The organism is Flavobacterium psychraerolatum, assembly GCF_025960985.1.
GTDB lineage: Bacteria > Bacteroidota > Bacteroidia > Flavobacteriales > Flavobacteriaceae > Flavobacterium.
Genome location: NZ_JAOQMX010000024.1, coordinates 45,897 through 65,724, shown reverse-complemented (window position 1 = coordinate 65,724; position 19,828 = coordinate 45,897). Strand labels below are relative to the sequence as shown.

16 protein-coding genes and 1 pseudogene are annotated in these 19,828 nt (G+C 33.5%); 11 read left to right on the top strand and 6 right to left on the bottom strand.

The window, feature by feature from the left end:
- Positions 1-189, top strand: a 189-nt coding sequence (locus M2326_RS10380; protein ID WP_264619495.1) for a RagB/SusD family nutrient uptake outer membrane protein, incomplete at its 5' end; no start/stop codon positions are given.
- A 192-nt stretch (positions 190-381) separates the two neighbouring features.
- Here M2326_RS10380 and yajC read toward each other — a convergent pair.
- Both yajC and nusB read right to left on the bottom strand, forming a co-directional pair.
- Entirely contained in the window at positions 382-657 is a 276-nt protein-coding gene (gene yajC, locus M2326_RS10375; protein WP_264619494.1) for a preprotein translocase subunit YajC, read from the bottom strand.
- Positions 658-687: 30 nt separating this feature from the next.
- A complete protein-coding gene (nusB, locus tag M2326_RS10370) occupies positions 688-1,599 on the bottom strand; it encodes a transcription antitermination factor NusB (protein WP_264619493.1) in 912 nt (303 codons plus the stop codon).
- Positions 1,600-2,170: 571 nt separating this feature from the next.
- On the opposite strand from nusB, the gene M2326_RS10365 reads away from it, so the two are divergent.
- Entirely contained in the window at positions 2,171-2,854 is a 684-nt protein-coding gene (locus tag M2326_RS10365) for a nitroreductase family protein (RefSeq protein ID WP_264619492.1), read from the top strand.
- A 181-nt stretch (positions 2,855-3,035) separates the two neighbouring features.
- On the opposite strand, the gene M2326_RS10360 is transcribed toward M2326_RS10365, so the two are convergent.
- On the bottom strand, positions 3,036-3,887 hold the full coding sequence (locus M2326_RS10360; RefSeq protein WP_264619491.1) for a sulfurtransferase: 852 nt from the start codon (positions 3,885-3,887) through the stop codon (positions 3,036-3,038).
- 798 nt (positions 3,888-4,685) lie between these two features.
- On the opposite strand from M2326_RS10360, the gene M2326_RS10355 reads away from it, so the two are divergent.
- The 4 genes from M2326_RS10355 (at position 4,686) to M2326_RS10340 (ending at position 10,849) form a co-directional block, all read left to right on the top strand.
- The gene (locus M2326_RS10355) at positions 4,686-6,446 is read left to right on the top strand and encodes an ABC transporter ATP-binding protein (RefSeq protein WP_264619490.1); all 1,761 of its coding nucleotides are present in this window, start codon (positions 4,686-4,688) and stop codon (positions 6,444-6,446) included.
- A gap of 71 nt (positions 6,447-6,517) precedes the next feature.
- Positions 6,518-6,904: a PUR family DNA/RNA-binding protein gene (locus M2326_RS10350; protein WP_264619497.1), complete on the top strand. Its 387-nt coding sequence runs from the start codon at positions 6,518-6,520 to the stop codon at positions 6,902-6,904.
- A gap of 162 nt (positions 6,905-7,066) precedes the next feature.
- Positions 7,067-7,951, top strand: a complete 885-nt coding sequence (locus tag M2326_RS10345) for a mechanosensitive ion channel family protein (protein WP_264619489.1) — start codon at positions 7,067-7,069, stop codon at positions 7,949-7,951.
- A 387-nt stretch (positions 7,952-8,338) separates the two neighbouring features.
- Positions 8,339-10,849, top strand: a complete 2,511-nt coding sequence (locus M2326_RS10340) for a cation-translocating P-type ATPase (RefSeq protein WP_264619488.1) — start codon at positions 8,339-8,341, stop codon at positions 10,847-10,849.
- A 92-nt stretch (positions 10,850-10,941) separates the two neighbouring features.
- Here M2326_RS10340 and M2326_RS10335 read toward each other — a convergent pair whose 3' ends face one another.
- The gene (locus M2326_RS10335) at positions 10,942-11,610 is read right to left on the bottom strand and encodes a 3'-5' exonuclease (protein ID WP_264619487.1); all 669 of its coding nucleotides are present in this window, start codon (positions 11,608-11,610) and stop codon (positions 10,942-10,944) included.
- A 3-nt stretch (positions 11,611-11,613) separates the two neighbouring features.
- Positions 11,614-13,530 carry a DUF294 nucleotidyltransferase-like domain-containing protein gene (locus tag M2326_RS10330; protein ID WP_264619486.1) on the bottom strand — a complete coding sequence of 639 codons (1,917 nt, stop codon included), beginning with the start codon at positions 13,528-13,530 and terminating at the stop codon, positions 11,614-11,616.
- 416 nt (positions 13,531-13,946) lie between these two features.
- On the opposite strand from M2326_RS10330, the gene M2326_RS10325 reads away from it, so the two are divergent.
- Positions 13,947-14,489: an RBBP9/YdeN family alpha/beta hydrolase gene (locus M2326_RS10325; protein WP_264619485.1), complete on the top strand. Its 543-nt coding sequence runs from the start codon at positions 13,947-13,949 to the stop codon at positions 14,487-14,489.
- Here the strand turns inward: M2326_RS10325 and M2326_RS10320 are convergent.
- Positions 14,490-14,807, bottom strand: a pseudogene (locus tag M2326_RS10320) (tRNA-binding protein); the annotation flags it as partial.
- A 102-nt stretch (positions 14,808-14,909) separates the two neighbouring features.
- Here M2326_RS10320 and M2326_RS10315 point away from each other — a divergent pair.
- The 4 genes from M2326_RS10315 (at position 14,910) to M2326_RS10300 (ending at position 19,823) form a co-directional block, all read left to right on the top strand.
- Positions 14,910-15,467, top strand: coding sequence for a thioredoxin family protein (locus M2326_RS10315; RefSeq protein ID WP_264619484.1), 558 nt, complete (start codon positions 14,910-14,912; stop codon positions 15,465-15,467).
- A gap of 78 nt (positions 15,468-15,545) precedes the next feature.
- Entirely contained in the window at positions 15,546-16,445 is a 900-nt protein-coding gene (locus M2326_RS10310) for a helix-turn-helix transcriptional regulator (RefSeq protein WP_264619483.1), read from the top strand.
- A 160-nt stretch (positions 16,446-16,605) separates the two neighbouring features.
- Entirely contained in the window at positions 16,606-17,313 is a 708-nt protein-coding gene (locus M2326_RS10305) for an FtsZ/tubulin family protein (RefSeq protein ID WP_264619482.1), read from the top strand.
- A 599-nt stretch (positions 17,314-17,912) separates the two neighbouring features.
- The gene (locus M2326_RS10300) at positions 17,913-19,823 is read left to right on the top strand and encodes a DUF262 domain-containing protein (RefSeq protein WP_264619481.1); all 1,911 of its coding nucleotides are present in this window, start codon (positions 17,913-17,915) and stop codon (positions 19,821-19,823) included.
- Positions 19,824-19,828 lie beyond the last annotated feature (5 nt).

Below are 19,828 nucleotides of genomic sequence, written 5' to 3'. Positions count from 1 at the left end.
GCTATTTATCATGAAAGAAGAGTAGAGTTGGCTGGTGAAGGTTTTAGATACCATGACCTAATAAGAACAAATAGAGCTACAGCTATTATGGGCCCACTTGGTTTTATAACAGGAAAACATGAATTGATGCCTCTTCCATACTCTGAGATTACTTTATCAAACGGTATATTATTACAGAACAATTACTAAGTTCTAAAAATATAAAACCATTATAATGTAAAATTCCCCAAACAGTAATTACTGTTTGGGGAATTTTTATTTATATTAAAATAAGAAAGGGCTATTTTATAAAAGAAATAAAGTAGTTCTTATTTTAAAAAAAAAGATTCAATTACAAACAATTAGTTTGAATGAATCTTTTTCTTTAATGAATGTAATAAATTATTTTTTTGCTAATGATGCACTCATTTCCATAGAAATAGCAGAACGCTCCATTTTCAATTTTCCTGACATAGTTTCAACTACAACTGTAGTTTCAGCAAGTTCGGATACTTTTCCGTGAAGACCACTTTTTGTAATGATTCTATCTCCCACTTTCAAAGTACTTTCAAAGGCTTTTTCTTGTTTTGCTTTCTTTTGTTGTGGTCTAATCATAAAGAAATAGATTACTACAAACATCAATAAAAAGGGAGCAAATTTGTTTACTTGTTCGAACATGATTTTATTTTATTTAAAAATTTATATAAATTACATTAAACCGCGACCGGTTTTCAATAACGTTTTATTCGTCGTCATTTCTTTCACTAAGTTGTCAAGAATACCATTGATAAACAAACTACTTTTTGGCGTAGAATATTCTTTGGCCAATTCCAAGTACTCATTCAAAGTAACTTTTACAGGAATTGATGGAAATTTCATAAACTCACAAATTGCCATTTTCAAGATAATCGTATCCAATTCAGCAATACGGTCACTGTCCCAGTTTGGCGTTTTATCTGCAAACTGTTTCGCCAATTCTTTTTCGTTCAAGACTGTTTTTCTAAACAGGTCCTTAGCAAAATCCTTATCTTCCGTATCTTTATATACTTTTGGCACTCTAAAGTTATCGTCTTCGATAGGCTGTAAACCTTTCAATTGTTTACTGATCAAAGTATTCACCAACGGGATATCATCAATCCATGTTAATTTATCATCTTCCAAATGCTCGTATAACTTTTCATTTGGAGCAATTACATTTACAAACAAATCAAAAATTAATTGCTTATCTTCCTCAAAAGATTGATTTGGGTTGCTCATATAATCAATGTAATACTGACTTGCTTTCACAGCATTCAACAACAACATGATATAATCTCCGTTCAAATACCAAGAATCAATTTTGCGTGTCTCCATACCAATGCTTAGCGAATTGTTTTCGGCCAAGATTTGAAAAACAGCATTGTTAATAAATTTATTGTTGGGATTGCGTTCTGCAGGAGTTGCCAAATGTTTTAAACTTGACTTGTGCAAAAACTCAGACTCTTTTTTACAAATTTCCGATAATGAGGAAACCATGGTAAGATATAAATCCTGAATACTGTCTATACTAAAAAAAAGAAATTTCTCTTCTTTCTCGAAATTATCAGAACCATTTTGATGCATCGCATAAATCGATTGCATTACTTTGACGCGAATGTGCCTTCTGTTTACCACCTTGTAAGAACTTTTATTAATTAGACTGCAAAAGTAGTTATTCCTTTTTTAAAATAAAATTTTAATATAAAAAAAGTACCAAAATCACCAAGAGCATTAGGATTAAGAGGAGCACAACAGTCGGTTTTCCAACAGCATCCCTCCTGCTCTACGCAGTATCTTTTTTATTTTGGTTCGTTCCTCTCCAAAACAAAAAAGGATACTTACTGCGATCAGGGCTAAGCAACCCAATTTTGTAGATTTAATTAAGCATTACAGTAAGCACTTTAAAGATGAAAATTATCAAAAAACTATAGATTCCCTCAACAAGGAAGTTTGCCTTTAATACATCACAACATTATTCATTTCCCAAATAATTTTGGTATACAAATCACTATTTTAGATTTGTATTCTTCCATAAAATACCTATATTTTTTCTATATTTGATAATAGGCCTTAAAATAACAATAACTAGATTCAAAAAAATCAATTAAAAAAGGTCTACCTCCAAAATCCAAATACTGCTATCCAATTTAAAAAAAACTTGAATTCAAAAAAAATGAGCGAACATAAAATCATTGATAATCATCCGTATATTAAATACAACGCACCTCAACTAGAAGAAAAAGATACACTAGAGAGATCGATTCTTTTTTATAAAAAAATGGAGAAAAGGCGATCAGTACGGGCTTTTTCTGACCGACCGATACCACGCGAAATTATCGAAAATTTAATTAAAACCGCTTCAACAGCTCCTTCGGGAGCACACAAACAACCTTGGACGTTTTGCGTAGTTGAAAATCCAGAAATCAAAAAACAAATCCGTATTGCAGCCGAAGAAGAGGAACGACACAGTTACGAATCTAGAATGTCTGACAGTTGGTTAGAAGATTTAAAACCGTTGGGAACAGGTTGGGAAAAGCCGTTTCTGGAGATCGCTCCTTATTTAATTATTGTTTTTAGACGTACGTATGAATTTGGCGAAGAAGGAAAAAATAGGAACAATTATTATGTACAAGAAAGTGTGGGTCTAGCCACAGGTTTTTTATTAGCTGCCATACACAACGCTGGACTAGTTGGTTTGACACATACTCCAAGTCCAATGAACTTCTTGACCAAAACATTAAAACGTCCAGAAAACGAAAAGCCATTTATGCTGATTCCGGTGGGCTATCCCGCAGACGAATGCTGGGTTCCAGATCTAAAAAGAAAAGAACTGGACGATATTTGTGTTTTTTATTAAACAATAAGCAAAGCATACTGAACAGTACAATACAATTAAGGATTGAAAGAGTTATTATAGCCCAAATAAAAAGTCAATATGAATTTTATGGTAAAGCATTTTGCTACCCTAAAATTCCATTATTATTTTTTAGACAAAATACTCATTTCCATAGCGCTCTTAAAATAAACCAAATATCCCTTTACAATTCTGTAGCGATATTTTTATCGTTACGAGACCATTCGCTCCAGGATCCTACATACAATTTAGGGATTTCGAGACCAGCGTAATCCATAGCTAGTAGTGTGTGGCAAGCAGTAACGCCCGAACCACAATGAACAATTGTATTTTCTAGTTTTCTTTTCCCTACTACTTCTTGGTATTTTTCTTTGAGGATTGATGGAGACAAAAATAAACCATCGTTATCTAAATTGGTGGTTAACGGCACATTTACGGATCCAGGAATATGTCCTGCAACCAAATCTATGGGTTCACTTTCCCCTCTATAACGATATGCCTCTCGTACATCGATGACCAAATAATCTTCGTTTTCTGAGTTCTTTGCCACTTCGTCGATAGCAACTAAACCCAATTGCCAGTTTTTGGCGGGGTAGTTTTCTGCCGTTTTAGGAATTACAGTAGAACTATTGATTGGAAAACCTATTTTCTCAGCCGCTTGTATGCCGCCATTCAATACTTGAACGTTCTCATGTCCAATTGCTTTGAGCATCCACCACAAACGTGCGGCAGCATTAGCTCCGTTTTTATCATCATAAACCACCACATGCGAATTGGAAGTAATACCAATAGTGCCGAGCAAATGGGCAAAATCTACTATTTCGGGTAACGGATGACGGCCTCCTTGAGCAAAATCTGTTTTTATGTTGGACAATTGTGTGTTTAAGTCTAGAAAAAGAGCATTGTCTAAGTGTTTTTCTTGGTACAGCTCTTTGGCATTGGGGCCTGTAGTAACGGCTATAATTACAAGGTTGCTACTATTTTGTATAGCTAGCAGTTCTGAAGCTTCTATGATTGGTTCCAATTTATTTTTCATGAGTCTTTTATTTTCAGAAACTAAAATTACCGAAATAGAATGATAATTCAAACTTAAAATAGAACACTTCCTTGGATTTAGATCAGGACGCAGATAAAACAGATTTTCGTTTAACATTATTTCATTTGTAACAAAAAAAAGTTGTAACCGTTTTAATGATTACAACTTTCCATAATTGTGCTTGCACTGCTTTGTGGATACAGCTAAATACTTGCATTAAAGGTTCTCTACAAGTTGGAGCCATCATGTTTCAAATATTAGGTACTAAAAATTGGTAGAAGAAATAAATTGAAACCCATATAGCATGCCGTAGGTTCGTAATTTGAATGATTTTGTTGCGTACCTACGACACGCTAATTTATTTCAAATAGAATTTCTACCACTATATAGTGCATAAGGGTGCAAAAGCAAAATCCCAACACTTGATTCACATCAATTCTTATAAGCTATTATTAACTCAAATAACACCTAATTTATTCTTACAAATAATTCCACTAAATAAACTTTTGAAACAAATTATATCTCTCAACTCCATTTTACGTGAGGGATTGAGGCAAGCTACCGAAGTAGCGCCGAAAGCCCGACGGCAATACCGAAAGGGGCTGAATATTGACAAAGTGAAATAAGCCCCTTTTGGTATTGCTGGCACGCCCAAAGAAATATTTACAAATCAAAATGTACTCTGGAATACAACTTTAGTTTAACAAATAATTGTCTTTAATATTTTATCTTTGCTAATTGAATTGGCCTTATCAATAACCAGTTTGAATACCAAAACCCTCTAGCATTTGCTCACTCATGAAAGAATTAGGTTATCTTAATAAATATTTTGCCAAATACAAATACCGCTTTATGTTGGGTATTTTATTTACCATTATCGCTCAGATTTTCATGCTCTTCACGCCCAAATTAATTAGTCAATCGTTTGATTCTATAGAAAAATTCTCTAGGAACCAATCGATTTCTAGCGATGTGATTCAGGCTGAACTCATTAACAACATCTTATTGATTATTGGTACAACCATCATCGCAGGTTTTTTGACCTTTTTGATGCGTCAGACATTGATTGTGATGTCTCGTCATATAGAATTTGACTTGAAAAATGAGGTTTTTAAGCAATATGAAAATTTATCTCAAAACTTTTATAAAAAGAATAGAACGGGTGATTTGATGAACCGTATTAGTGAGGATGTTTCCAAGGTGCGCATGTATGTTGGCCCTGCAGTGATGTACACTATCAATACTATTATTAGGTTTACAATCGTGATTTTGTATATGTATAATGTATCGCCTAGACTTACTCTGTACACACTACTACCACTACCTTTGCTATCCTATGCTATCTTTAAGCTAAGCTCTGAGATTAATAAACGAAGTACTACTTTTCAACAATATTTATCCAAAGTATCAAGTTTTTCACAAGAGATTTTCTCGGGAATACGTGTCATTAAAGCGTACTCGTTAGAAAATCAACACCAAAATAACATGGTGGATTTGGCCCATGAAAGTAAAAGTAAAAGCTTGGATTTGGCACGAGTACAATCTCTATTTGGCCCGTTGATGTTGGCTTTGATCGGGATAAGTAACTTGGTGGTAATCTATTTTGGTGGATTGATGTATATTGAAGGAACGATTAAAAGTATTGGTACTATTGCAGAATTCATCTTGTATGTAAATATGTTGACTTGGCCAGTAGCTTCATTGGGATGGGTGTCGTCAATGGTGCAAGAGGCAGAAGCTTCACAAAAAAGATTAAATGAATTTTTGAAAATTGAGCCTGAAATTACCAATACAAATCCAGGACATTCAACTGTTGAAGGTACGATCGTATTTGACAATGTGAGCTATAGGTATGAGGATACAAATATTATGGCGCTAAAAAACATAAGCTTCACAATAAAAAGAGGGGAAACACTAGCTATTCTTGGGAATACAGGTTCTGGAAAATCTACAATTCTATCCTTGATTTCGCGTATTTATGATGTGACGTCTGGTACAATTAAAGTTGACGGAAAAGAAATTAGCACTTTGAATTTGTTTGACTTACGTAATAGCATTGGTATAGTTCCTCAAGATGCTTTTCTATTCTCGGATTCGATTAAAAACAACATCAAGTTTGGAAAAGAAAATGCAACTGATGACGAGGTAATGACGGCTGCCAAAAATGCTGTGGTACACAAAAACATTATGGGATTCAAGAACCAATATGAAACTGTTTTGGGTGAACGCGGAATTACACTTTCGGGTGGACAAAAACAGCGTGTTTCTATTGCGAGAGCGATTATAAAAAACCCACCTATTTTACTTTTTGATGACTGTTTATCAGCAGTTGATACCGAAACAGAGGAAGCTATTTTGAATAATCTTTTTGAGGTGTGCAAAGACAAAACAACCATAATTGTAAGCCATAGAATCTCATCTGCCAAAAATGCAGATCGAATCATCATTCTTGACGAAGGTAAAATAATACAACAAGGATCTCATAACCAGTTGATAAATGAAGAAGGTTATTATGCATCGCTATATTTAAAGCAACTTTCGGAAAAAGAATTGCTGTAATTGTTGTTTAATAACTATTTTTTTATGATTTTTGATTACGATTTAATAACCATAAATTGTTCGAAGTGATTATGAGAGAAAATGATATATTAGAAAAAGAAGAAATTTTTTCTAAAGTTTTACGTGCAGGAAGAAGGACTTATTTCTTTGATGTGAGAGCAACCAAAGCTGATGACTACTACATAACAATTACCGAAAGTAAAAAGTTTACTGAAGAAGATGGTTCGTTTCACTTCAAAAAACATAAAATATACTTGTATAAAGAGGACTTTACAGCCTTCTCTGAAATTCTTGAAGAAATGACTTCGTATGTCTTGAACCACAAAGGTGAAGAAGTAATATCTGAAAGACACCAAAAAGATTTTAAAAAAGAATATACAACCGAAAGAGTTGCTGTAAGCCCAGAAGCTATACCACATGTATCTAGTTTCACTGATATAGAATTTGACGATATTTAGTCTTTTTCCCTTCCATACAAAAGAAAGTCCAAAAACACCATCGTTTTTGGACTTTTTACTTTTATCCTATTTTAACATAATAACAACATCAGGAATTGGCGAACGCAACTAAAAACTTTTAAATTGCAATAAATTAAAAAATTTCTATTAAAAAAATACAGTATGAATACAGATCATCTATTAAAAATCATTCAAAAATACACTGATTTATACGCTGAAAAGATAATTGCTTGGGGAATGTCTAGCGGGGTGAAAGTACTATTTATCACAATTTTTGCTATTATTATTCACAAACTTCTGGTGCGCTTTATAGCCAAAGCAGTGCGTATTGCAGTGCGACCAGAAAAACACCAATCTAAGGAAGCAGAACTAAAAAGAGAAGCCACTTTAATCCAGATTTTCACCACCACTTCCAAAATTGGAATTATCACTATCAGTACCTTGATGATATTGAGTGAGTTTGGTATTGAAATCGCTCCTATTATTGCTGCTGCAGGAATTGTAGGTTTGGCTTTTGGTTTTGGGGGACAATACCTCATTAGAGATGTTATTACGGGCCTTTTTATAATTCTAGAAAACCAGTATCGAATAGGTGATGTTGTGAAATTTGATACGTTAAGTGGAGCTGTAGAAGAGATTAGTTTACGGAAAACAACTTTGAGGGATATGGACGGAACCGTGCATCACATTCCGCATGGAGAAATAAAAACTGTTTCGAACCTGTCTAAAGATTTCTCAAGAGTTAACTTAGACATGGGTGTAGGATACAGTACCGATCTAGACCACCTTATTGAAGTAATCAATCGCGTGGGTAATGATCTCGCTAATGATCCTGTATTAAAGGAGCACATACTCAAAGCACCACAATTTTTGCGTGTTAATGATTTTGCAGATTCTGCCATTATTGTTAAAATACTAGGAGAAACCACTGGCAGCAAACAGTGGGAAGTCACGGGAGAATTGAGAAAGAGATTGAAAATTGCTTTCGACAAAGAAGGTATTGAAATTCCGTTCCCACAAATGGTGGTTCATCAAGCTAAAACATAAAACTACTATTTATTTTGGATAAAGGTTGGACAACAATGGTACTAATTGGTATTAATTGTCGCTATTTAAAAAAAAATCACAGATTTATTTTGATTGAAAACAGGAGAAGAATTGTACTAATGGAAATAATCCATTCTGTTATTTTTTTGAATTCCACTAATCTTTATTGCAAGAAAAAGAAATATATTTTGAAAGTCTGATAGGCTTTTATATTGCTCATACTTTTTAAAAAATCATAATTTTTCATTAGATCTGTATCACCATTATTTCCATACCTAATTTTTTATTTATATCTAGTCTGAATATCAATTTCAAACAGCTCCCATTGCAACACAACTCAACCGCCAATAAATAGGTATATTTGAGTAATACAATTCCTTGGTAAAGATGGCAAAAGAAATTAATATTCCTCAAAATATCATCGGACTTACTGATGCCGAAGTACTTCATTCTCGAAAAGAATTTGGGGCAAACGAGCAAGTGCATACATCTCAATACAAATGGTGGAGTGCTATTATTGATATATTAAAAGAACCAATGTTGCTGTTGCTAATTGCCGTGACAGTTATTTATTTTGTTTTGGGCGAAAACAGTGAAGCCTATTTTATGTTGGCTGCCATTATTGCTGTTTCTAGCATATCTTTTTTTCAAGATAATCGCAGTCGAAAAGCAATTGAAGCTTTAGAAAAACTAACAGAACCTCTCAGTACCGTGTACCGCAACGGACTCTCCTTAAAAATTCCGACCAAAGATATTGTTATCAACGATTTGGTTATAGCCGAAGAAGGAACAACCATCAATGCCGATGGTAAAATTGTACATAGCAATGATTTTTCGGTAAATGAGTCCAACCTAACTGGTGAAGCCTATAGCGTATATAAATCGGATAAGTCCGAAAACAAAAATGTTTTCAGCGGAACATTAGTAGCAACTGGTTTGGCGATTTTTCGAGTGACTGCGGTTGGAAATCATACCAAAATGGGACAATTAGGAACGGCTCTTTTAGATGCAAAAGACGAACCTACACCATTACAAATTCAAATTGAAAGTTTTGTAAAAGGAATGGCAATCATCGGGATTATTATTTTTTTATTGGTTTGGGGTGTTTATTTCTATAAAACGCATGCTATTCTAAATAGTTTACTTAAAGGACTCACGCTAGCCATGTCTATTTTACCAGAAGAAATCCCAGTAGCCTTCACTACTTTTATGGCATTGGGGTCCTGGAGATTGATGAAAGAAGGAATTATTATCAAGAAAATTAGAACGGTAGAAACTCTAGGCAGCGCCACCGTGATCTGTACCGATAAAACAGGAACCATCACTGAGAACAAAATGGTCTTACATTCCGTTTACGTCTTTGCGACTAATCAATTATACGGTAAGGGAAACTGGAATATTCCGGAAGCCAAAAAAGTAATCGAAATTGCGATGTGGGCAAGCGAACCCGTACCTTTTGATCCCATGGAAAAAACGCTACACAAGGTTTATGAAAATACCGCAACAACTGATAACCGCAGAGAATTTAATATCATCCATGAATATCCACTAGACGGCAAACCACCTATGATGACTCATGTATTTGCCAATGCACAAGGAGAACACATAATTGCAGCAAAAGGAGCAGCAGAAACCATCTTAAAAGTAAGCAACCTAACTGCAAGTGACAAAACAAAAATCCAGACAACCATTACCAAATTGGCATTAGAGGGCTATCGTGTATTAGGTGTTGCACAATCACACTTTGACTCTTTGAACTTCCCAGATAACCAACAAGAATTGCCTTTTAATTTTATTGGATTGGTTGCCTTTTTTGATCCTCCAAAGGCCAATATCCAAGCGGTTTTCAAACAATTTTACGAAGCAGGAATTCAAGTAAAAGTTATCACAGGTGATAACAGTCCTACCACACAAAGCATAGCTAATAGTGCAGGAATTGCCAATACCTCCCAAATCATCGAAGGCGAAGCGATTATGAAACTCGCCGACCTTCAACTTATCACTGCCATTCATGAAAATGTACTATTTACTCGCATGTTTCCCGAAGCAAAGTTGACCGTAATCAATGCTCTCAAAAAAGACAATCAAATTGTTGCCATGATTGGTGATGGTGTTAATGATGGACCTGCTTTAAAATCGGCCCACATCGGAATAGCAATGGGAAAAAAGGGTACCGAAATTGCAAAAAGTGCTGCAGATATGATTTTGATAGATGATGATTTGTCCAAAATGATTGTAGCTGTTACTGCCGGACGTCGCATCTATACCAATATAAAAAAAGCAGTACAATACATAGTTTCAATCCATATCCCTATTATTCTCACCGTCTCACTACCTTTATTCTTGGGGTGGATTTATCCCGATATTTTCACTCCTGTTCACGTAATTTTCCTCGAAATGATTATGGGACCTATGTGTTCCATAGTATATGAAAATGAACCCGTAGAGAAAAATAGCATGACGCAACCTCCAAGGCAAATCAGCAGTACTTTTTTATCCTTAAAAGAGATGGGATTGAGCGTCATCCAAGGACTTGTAATTACAATAGGTGTTTTGACCGTATATCAAATAAGTGTGCAAAACGGTGGAAATGAAAATTTGACAAGAACCCTAGTTTTTACTACTCTTGTTTTATCAAATAGTATGCTGTCGCTCGTCAATCGCTCCTTTTACTATTCTGTTTTAACATCTTTGAAAAATAAAAATAACATGATGATCTTCATGAATGGCTTGACAATAATCCTACTTGCAATTATCATTTATACTCCAGTTGTAGCTACTTTTTTCAAAGTAGTACCTTTAGATTGGAGCCACATTTCAATTTGTATCGAAGTTAGCAGTATTTCTGTTTTATGGATCGAAATCTACAAATGGTTAAAGAGAAGTAAAACAAAATAAGATCAAAGGCTTTTGAGTGATTTCTTTGCTCCACTTCTCTAGGTTCCAAATATTACATATCGTAAAAAAATATTCTGAACTATTATAAAAAACTAAGAATACAATTTATAATTTGTCTTGACCAAACCGTCAATATCAAGTACGTTATTTTTTTTATATTTATAGGTAAGTTTCAAAAAGAGATACGCCGTAATCAAAGCATCTCCCAAGGCGGTATGACGGTCCTGTTTTTTGACATTGTATATTTCGCATAATTCATCCAAAGAAAACATTTTTTGGAAATTATCACCAGGCGCCATTTTTTTATGAATAAAATTAGTGTCTAGCTGTTTTGATCTGATGGTACCTCCTCCTATTCTACGCAATGCTTTGTTGATCATTGTGATGTCAAATTTGGTGTGATGTGCTACTATAATGGCATCGTCCAAATAATCCAAAAACTGAATGAGAGCCTCCTCTTCACTAACTTTTACTTCGGTACCATCTCGGCGAATACCGTGGATTTTGACTGTATCTTTATTAAAAACATCCTGCTTTATATATACTTCAAAAGAGTCTGCAACTTGAATTTTATTATTTTTAATAGCCACCGCACCTATACAAAGAATGCGATCTTTTTCATAATCAAAGCCTGTAGTTTCGGTATCCAAAACCACAAAACGAATGTCTTCAAAACTATTATACTTCTTTGTATTCCGTACAGTTTCAATATGCTTTTTCCAGAAATCGGGATACTTACTCTTTTTTAAAAATGAAAACATAAATTACGGGATTAGGGATATATTAAAGCGATTTGACAAAGATTCATGTACATTCTTAATCGGTTTAAAACAACTTTTCAATTTCAATCGATCTGCTTTACTCAGGCTATTAATGTCTACAAATTTACCGGCATCATGATTGGCCAAACCTTGCAGTGTTCTAAACTGTAATAAAATTTTAAAAGCATTGGCACATGACTCAAAAAAATCTCGATTCTGAGGTTCTACTTCCATCAACTTTTCATAACGTGCAATTGTATTGTTTATTTTCAGGTTATGGTGTAATGAAAAAATACGTGCTGCATCAACCAAAGGCCGAATTGCCCTACTTTTTATATCGAATTGGTCTTTATGCTCACCATCTTGCTCTACCAAAAATTGTTTAAAAAACCCAAGTGGCGCAGGGTTATTCAAAGTTGCCTTACTCAAAAAACCTAGAAATATCTCCTTATCTGCAATATAACGAAAAACGCTATCTGACATTTGATGGTACAAATCTTGGTCCCCAGCAATATATTCGAAATCAAAGAAAATGATACTCAACAAAATCTTTTCAGAAGTGGGATGGTTTACCCAATCCTTAAATTGTTTCTTCCATTCTTTCAAAGAAATACACCATTTTGGATTGCTTGCCATAATATTAGCAGGACAGTACTCAAAACCAACAGTATTAAGCTTTTCAGTCACTTTTGTCGATAATCTCAAAAAATAATCTTGTACGCGTACATAATCTTCTTCTGGAACATTTTCAAAAACTAATGCATTATCTTGATCGGTAATCAACAATTGTTCTTTTCGACCTTGACTACCCATAGCCAGCCATGCATAAGCTGCAGGAGGCTCTTCTCCCATTTCAGTAATACTCAACTTAATAATTCTTTTGGTAATTGCTGTATTTATTTCAGAAATCACTTTAGTAATAAAATAAATCGGAATCTCTTGTTCCAAATAGCGACTGGTCAATTCCGACGCTTGCACTCTTATGTGACGTAGGGTTTCAACATCAGTAGCATATTTAATTTCACGAGTCAAAAATATAGGATTGTTCCCTTGTACAATATTCAAATCATGATCTCCAAGAACTCCAACAATTTCAGTCTCTGGAGTACCATCTTTTGTAATACAAATATGAGAAACCTTATGTTTTAAAATGGCAATTTGCGCCTCGGCAACTGTAATTTTTTCCGGAAAAGTAACCACAGGCGAAGTCATTATACTGTTCACTTTTTCAGTTATCAAAAACAAACCTGTACCTATTTTTGTCCTAATATCTTTGTCGGTTATAATCCCAATAGGAATTTTGTCTATAGCCACAATAATTGAGTTTACCTTGGCTGCTGTCATAATTTGACAAGCCTCCTTAATTGTAATTTCTTCGGTGCACATTATAGGATTCTTGGTGTACTTTGCCGACTGAACTTCTGCAAAGCTACTGTCTGATTTTTGAACAGAAGATACATTGGCAAACAACTTCCCTTTGTGTTTGTCCGAATAGGGGTCTCGGGTATTCGTTGCAAAACTAGCAATCAAAAACTGACTTACCTTTGGCGATTCGGCAATAATAGTATGAAATAATCCAATCGGAATACCATAAAGAATCACTTCTTCATTGGCAGCAGCACCCATTAAATAATGTTCATTCATAATCAATGGTCGAAGTCCAAACAAATCTCCTTCATCACATATGTCTAAATTTTTCTTCTCATTATTTACAAAACGGTACAAACGCACCGAACCTTGATTAATAATATAAAAATGCTCATGTGGAGCATCATCTTGATTGAAGATAATGGTATCTTTTTCAAAATATTGAATTTCGACATTTCGTGCCACTTCTAATAAGGTCGTTTTCGAAATCAAATTAAAGGGTGGATAATCTTTTAGAAAATCATAAATACGTTCCGCAATAGTATTCTTCATATAATTTACATTTAAAAAATAAGTAGTGATAGGTAATACTCAAAAAACAATTTCAAAATAAAATCTTGGACATAACCCTTCGTAAACTCTGGGTCGTCCTATTCGTTTCAAAAGAAGTTAACTGAAATCCGATTAAGATAAAAGTAATGTGAAGTACTCTTTTTCTTGGGCAAAAAAAGCCCACGAAAGGATTTTTACTACTATTCCTTACGCAAAACCCAAATAGATCTTATATCGCTTTTCAACAATTTCTAATTCTTTAAAATTGCAAAAATAGTATTACTACATTTTGTAAATTTAAAATATTAGTTTTAATAATGACTTAGATTATGGAATCGTTTTTTTTTAACTTTAATATCCTAAAAAGTATTTCTTATTTTTGTCGAAAACCATTTTAATTTTTAACACCAAACACTATGCAACCACATTTTCTTATAATTCCTGGCTTGGGAGGTTCTGGAAATACTCATTGGCAAAACCTTTGGAATGAAAAATTCTCCAACTCGATCATGATTAACCAAGAGGATTGGGAGAACCCACAACTAGAAAAATGGTTAGAAAAATTAAATAGTTCCATCCTAGAAATACAAGAACCCACCATTCTGGTTGGACACAGTTTAGGTGCTATTTTGATCACACTTTGGGCCAATCAATTTCAGCATCACAAAATTATTGGCGCATTGCTAGTCGCACCAGCAGATGTAGATTCTCCTGAGCATACACCAGAAATTCTTAGACATTTTGCACCAATTCCATTAAATAAATTGGCATTTCCATCCCTAGTAATCACCAGTTCCAACGATCCTTACATCAGCACTGAAAGAGCCGAGATATTTTCTAAAAATTGGGGTAGCACCTTTGTATCCATTGGAGAAAAAGGGCATATCAATGGTGCGTCAAACCTCGGACTTTGGGAAGAAGGGCAAGAATATTTAAAGTATTTTATCGAAAGCTTGTAATTACCCAATTCGCAGTCCGTTTTCGATTTTAAAATCTGGAGCCAAAAGAATCACATCGCCATCTGTACCCATAGCACCAAGAACGAGACATTCGCTCATGAATTTCCCTATTTGCTTTTTAGGAAAGTTAATGACGGCAACAATTTGGCGCCCCATTAACTCTTCTTTTGCATACCGCTTGGTAATTTGCGCTGACGATTTTAAAATGCCGATTTCAACTCCAAAATCTATTTGCAATTGAAAGGCGGGGTTTCTAGCTTCGGGAAAATCATTTACACCTATAATGGTTCCCACACGCATGTCTACTTTTTCGAAATCTTGTCAATTTATCATCATTTCTACTTTTAAATTTAAAATTACTTTTTTAGTCCCATAAAGCAAGGCTTTTTTTATAACTTTAAAATCTAAAAACATATCATTATGGCTCGAACAGAATCTAACATGCTTGCACTAGGAACCAAAGCTCCTGATTTTTACTTAAATGATAGAACTACCGAAACCAACCATTTCAATTTCAGCGATGTTAAAGGTGAAAAAGGAACCCTAGTTATGTTCATTTGCAACCACTGCCCTTTTGTACACCATGTCATTGACGAAATCATTATGATTGCCAATGATTACAGGGTGCAAGGTCTTGGCTTGGTGGCAATCTCTAGCAATGATGTGATCCATTTTCCGGAAGATAGTCCTGCACTAATGACCGAATATGCTTTTGAAAATAATTTTGAATTCCCATACCTATATGATGCAACCCAAGAAGTTGCCAAAGCCTATCAAGCTGCCTGTACTCCCGATTTCTATTTATTTGACCAACAAGACAAATTAGTATATCGCGGACAACTGGACGACAGCCGACCTGGAAACGGAATTCCGGTAAGTGGATCTGACCTGCGAGGTGCGATAGACAGCGTTTTGTACAATCGTACTATGAACCCTAACCAAAGACCGAGTATTGGTTGCGGAATTAAATGGAAGTAAAATAGTATTTAATTTTTACTACACTGTCATCCTATGGCAGACTAAAGATTTATCTTTGACAAAATTAATCCCACTAAGATGTCAAAATTAATCTATTTCAAAAGGTATTTGTATGTTGTAGACCGTTTAAGGAGTCGTCCTTCGAGCTTTGCCGCTTTACAAAAATATGTGATTGACAAACTCCAAAAAGACGAAGTTGATACTGATTTTGAGTACGCTATCAGAACTTTTGAGCGGGACAAAAAAGACATAGAGTCACTTTTCGGAATTGTAATTCAGTACGATCGAAAAGATAAAACCTATTTTATTGACGAAGACGAAATCGAAGACCAATCGGTAACGCGTATGATTGATGCTTTTTCTATTCATCATGCTTTGCAAGAAGGTGACAAATTATCACCAAGCGTATTCCTAGAAAAACGAAAATCGTTAGGAACAGAGCATATTCATGGCATCATCCACGCCATCCAAAACAATTTTATTTTAAAATTTAACCACCAAAAACATTGGGAAGACTTCAAAACCCAGCGTATCGTAAAGCCTATTGCCATCAAAGAGTCACAGCAACGCTGGTATTTGGTTGCTCTTGATATAAAAGATGACGTAATTAAAACTTTTGGAATGGATCGAATTTCAAATTTAACTATTACAGATTCCACTTTTAAACCCATTCCTTATAATGTCGAAAAAGAATTTAAAGACGCTTTTGGAGTTGAGACCTATGAACCTGCCACAAAAATTGTATTAGAATTCACCAAAGTACAAGGCAACTACGCAAAAAGCTTTCCCCTACACGATTCCCAACATATCCTGGAAGAAAATGAAGAACACGTTTTGTTATCCATTTTTATGCATCCTACCCATGACATAATTATGGAGATTCTAAAACTGGGTGCAGAAGTAAAAGTTATCACACCTATCTCTTTACAAATAAAAGTAAAGAACAAGATTGCAGAAATGACAAAATTATATCAATAATTGGAATCATTCGTTGACATCAGTTACGGAAAAGTGTCCGTTTTACTTCAGGTCTTTCCCAAGAGGATTCGCATGAGTGGAAAACGGAAAAACAACTTTATACAATCTAAAATATATACCAACTCCCCTATTTTATTAATATCAAACTTAAAAGCAACAAATGAAAAGTGCTACTGACGTAAAATCAAATTTGAATGGTACCATATATAATAATAGTCCCATTACAGTAATAGGCATTGGAGGCTGTGGCTGCAATATTGTAATTGCTATTTACGAACAAAATATAAAGGGAGTTAATTGTGTTGCTTTTGATACCAATCTGCAGGCATTAAAAAGTAGTAACCTACCTATCAAAATTCGGTTAGAAATAGCTTCAGCTACTAGCCTGGCTACCGATGCTGGCACTAAAATCAGCTACGAAGCAGTTAAAACCGAAATAGAAGAAGTCGTTACCAAAAGCACCAAAATTGTATTTCTGATTGCCGGTTATGGTGGAGAAACTGCAACTTTGGCTCTTCCCCCCATAGCTGAAATAATTCGACAAAAAGGGATTTTTACTGCGGCTTTTGTAATCACACCTTTCACCTTTGAAGGAGAAAAACGAAATCAATTTGCTTTTGATAGTATTCAAAACTTGAAGCATCAAGTTGATGATTTTCTTCTCTTGGATAATAATAAAGTAAGGGGGAAATACGGGAATATAAGTACAAAGGCATCTCTTTCAAAAATGGATGAAATAATAATTAAAACGATAGAAGCAGTTTCGGGAATTCTTGATAAAAATGAAGGTTTTGAAGATATTTCGAAAATTCCTATTAGCGAAATAGGACTTCGAGAATATCAAAAGGTTTTTGGAAGCGTGATTTAAATTAGGTGCAATACAAAGAGTGAAATTAATATTTATGATTAATATGGATCAAGTAAAGCTCACGTTGAAAGCATAGAATAACAAATTGTAACTTCTAAGGCCTTCTTTTTTTTGGTTCAATATAGCGTATCGATTTTACTGTATTAAGCAAGGCCTTAGAGCATTATGGATTAGCAGTAGCAAATTATAATATTTGTTTTTACTTATAATATTCACAAGACAAAATTAGTTAACTTGTACGAAAAATTTGAGGCGAGATTAGGTCATAATGAGCTATGTGATATGAGGGCTTGCAAGGAATTTATTTCACAAAAATCATGAAAAACCTGATGAATTCACTGTTTGTGGTACTCATCGTAGTTAACTAACGAAAAATTTTGATCTAGATTTCTGGTGTTTTTCTATCAGCATGGTAATGAAGACATATAAATCTCTCATTTTTTAATTAAATTTAATACTAACAACAAGACTGATAGTGACTATAACAAGCACTTGATAATTATAAAGTGGTTTTTATAATAGCTATATATTTGGATGGTGTTGGAAATTAACTTTTGTCCGAAATCAGTTTAAAATATGAAAATATAAAAAATAATAATATGGAAGATAAACTTAGAATAAGACCATTAAGTGAATTAATTGGATATCATTTTTTCATTCCAAGGTATCAAAGAGGATACCGTTGGGGCAAACAAGAAATCACAGATTTACTTAATGATATTTTGCAATATCATAATAGAGTATCATCAATAAATAAAGATAATAAAGTTAGTAAGTTTTACTGTCTTCAACCAATTGTTGTAAAATCAAAAGAATGGGAAAGTATTGACAATGGAGTAGTTAAAAGGAAGACAGGATGGGAGTTAATTGACGGTCAGCAAAGATTAACAACTCTTTTTATTATTCTTTCTTATTTAGAGGATATACGTCAATTTTATGATGGAAATAAAGAGATTTATTCTATTGATTTTGAAACAAGAGAAGATTGTATTGATTTTTTTAATAATAGAAAATTTGTTGATAATATCGACGAAAGTAATGTAGATTTTTATCATATTTCAAAAGCATATAGCTATGTTGCTGAATGGTTCAAAGATAAACCTACAATAAGATTAGATTTTTTAAAGCGAATACTTGATAAAGAATATAATGTTTCTATTATTTGGTATGAAGCTGAAGATAATAGTATTGATGATAATAACGATAGTTCTATTGATTTATTTACAAGATTAAATGATGGGAAAATTCCATTGACTGATGCAGAGTTGATAAAAGCACTGCTATTGCAAAATGATTGCTATCCAGATGATGAAAATCGGTATACTACACAGCGCCTTTTCGAAATTGCTTCTGAATGGGATGCGATTGAGGCTAATTTACAAGACGATAAATTTTGGTATTTTTTAAATGAAACTTCGTATAGTCCTTCTTCTAAAATTGAATTTATTTTTAAAATTTTAGCTGATGAATGGAATGTAGATATGTCTCTTATTAGTTATGATGAAATTGATGGTAAACCTAAAAATTATGAATATTTAGTTTTTGATCGATATTTAAATAAAAAAAGGGATGAATATGATAAAATAATTGATTCAAATGAAGAAATTATTAAACCTATAAATGATATTTGGAAAGAAGTTAAAGAAAAATATAATATCGTCTTTGAATGGTATAATAATCACGCTCAATATCATTACATTGGTTATTTGCTAGCAATGAGTTCTGGGAATAATGAAAGTATAATTAAAAAATTAATATCAAGAAAACTATCAAAAACGGCCTTCATCCATTCGGTTAAAAAAGATATAGGTGAACTAATTGAAATAAAAAAGAAAAAGAAAAATTCAATTGAAATAAAATCACTTTCAGAATTAACGTATGGTAAGGATAATAAAGAGTTAATTAGAATACTTCTTTTATTAAATATTGATGTTCTAGTTAAACAAAATAAAGAAAATTCGAGATTTCCTTTTCATCTTTTCAAAATAGATAAGATAACTAGTTTGGAACATATTCATCCTCAAAATCCTGAAAGTATAGATACAGAAGAAAGTAGATGTATAACATGGTTAAAGTCACATACAGTTTCTCTAAGACATTTAACTTCAAACAATCCTGATCAAAAAATAAAAATTGAGAATCTAATTTTTACGATCGATGAATTAATAAAACACTTTGATCCAAAAACATTTAAAATTGTTTATTCTGACGTTATTGAACTTTATTCTGAAATATCCGATATAAAAGATTCCGAAGTAGATACACTTTATAATCTAGCACTCGTTGATAAAGACACTAATAGTTCCCTTAATAATTCATTTTTTGATATTAAACGGGAAATTTTAAAACAAAATAAGTTTGGAAGATACATCCCCATTTTTACGCAAAGAGTTTTCTCTAAATATTATTCACAAAGTCCAAATGAAATGATTTTTTGGAGTAATGAAGACAGGAAATCATATTTTACTAAAATAGAGAATGTTTACAAACAGTTTATCGAATTAAAATAATAAAG

Bases quoted from the DNA above. Each gene is read 5' to 3' on its own strand.
- yajC (WP_264619494.1), bottom strand. From the start codon at position 657: ATGTTCGAACAAGTAAACAAATTTGCTCCCTTTTTATTGATGTTTGTA.
- nusB (WP_264619493.1), bottom strand. From the start codon at position 1,599: ATGCAATCGATTTATGCGATGCATCAAAATGGTTCTGATAATTTCGAG.
- M2326_RS10365 (WP_264619492.1), top strand. From the start codon at position 2,171: ATGAGCGAACATAAAATCATTGATAATCATCCGTATATTAAATACAAC.
- M2326_RS10360 (WP_264619491.1), bottom strand. From the start codon at position 3,887: ATGAAAAATAAATTGGAACCAATCATAGAAGCTTCAGAACTGCTAGCT.
- M2326_RS10355 (WP_264619490.1), top strand. From the start codon at position 4,686: ATGAAAGAATTAGGTTATCTTAATAAATATTTTGCCAAATACAAATAC.
- M2326_RS10350 (WP_264619497.1), top strand. From the start codon at position 6,518: ATGAGAGAAAATGATATATTAGAAAAAGAAGAAATTTTTTCTAAAGTT.
- M2326_RS10345 (WP_264619489.1), top strand. From the start codon at position 7,067: ATGAATACAGATCATCTATTAAAAATCATTCAAAAATACACTGATTTA.
- M2326_RS10340 (WP_264619488.1), top strand. From the start codon at position 8,339: ATGGCAAAAGAAATTAATATTCCTCAAAATATCATCGGACTTACTGAT.
- M2326_RS10335 (WP_264619487.1), bottom strand. From the start codon at position 11,610: ATGTTTTCATTTTTAAAAAAGAGTAAGTATCCCGATTTCTGGAAAAAG.
- M2326_RS10330 (WP_264619486.1), bottom strand. From the start codon at position 13,530: ATGAAGAATACTATTGCGGAACGTATTTATGATTTTCTAAAAGATTAT.
- M2326_RS10325 (WP_264619485.1), top strand. From the start codon at position 13,947: ATGCAACCACATTTTCTTATAATTCCTGGCTTGGGAGGTTCTGGAAAT.
- M2326_RS10315 (WP_264619484.1), top strand. From the start codon at position 14,910: ATGGCTCGAACAGAATCTAACATGCTTGCACTAGGAACCAAAGCTCCT.
- M2326_RS10310 (WP_264619483.1), top strand. From the start codon at position 15,546: ATGTCAAAATTAATCTATTTCAAAAGGTATTTGTATGTTGTAGACCGT.
- M2326_RS10305 (WP_264619482.1), top strand. From the start codon at position 16,606: ATGAAAAGTGCTACTGACGTAAAATCAAATTTGAATGGTACCATATAT.
- M2326_RS10300 (WP_264619481.1), top strand. From the start codon at position 17,913: ATGGAAGATAAACTTAGAATAAGACCATTAAGTGAATTAATTGGATAT.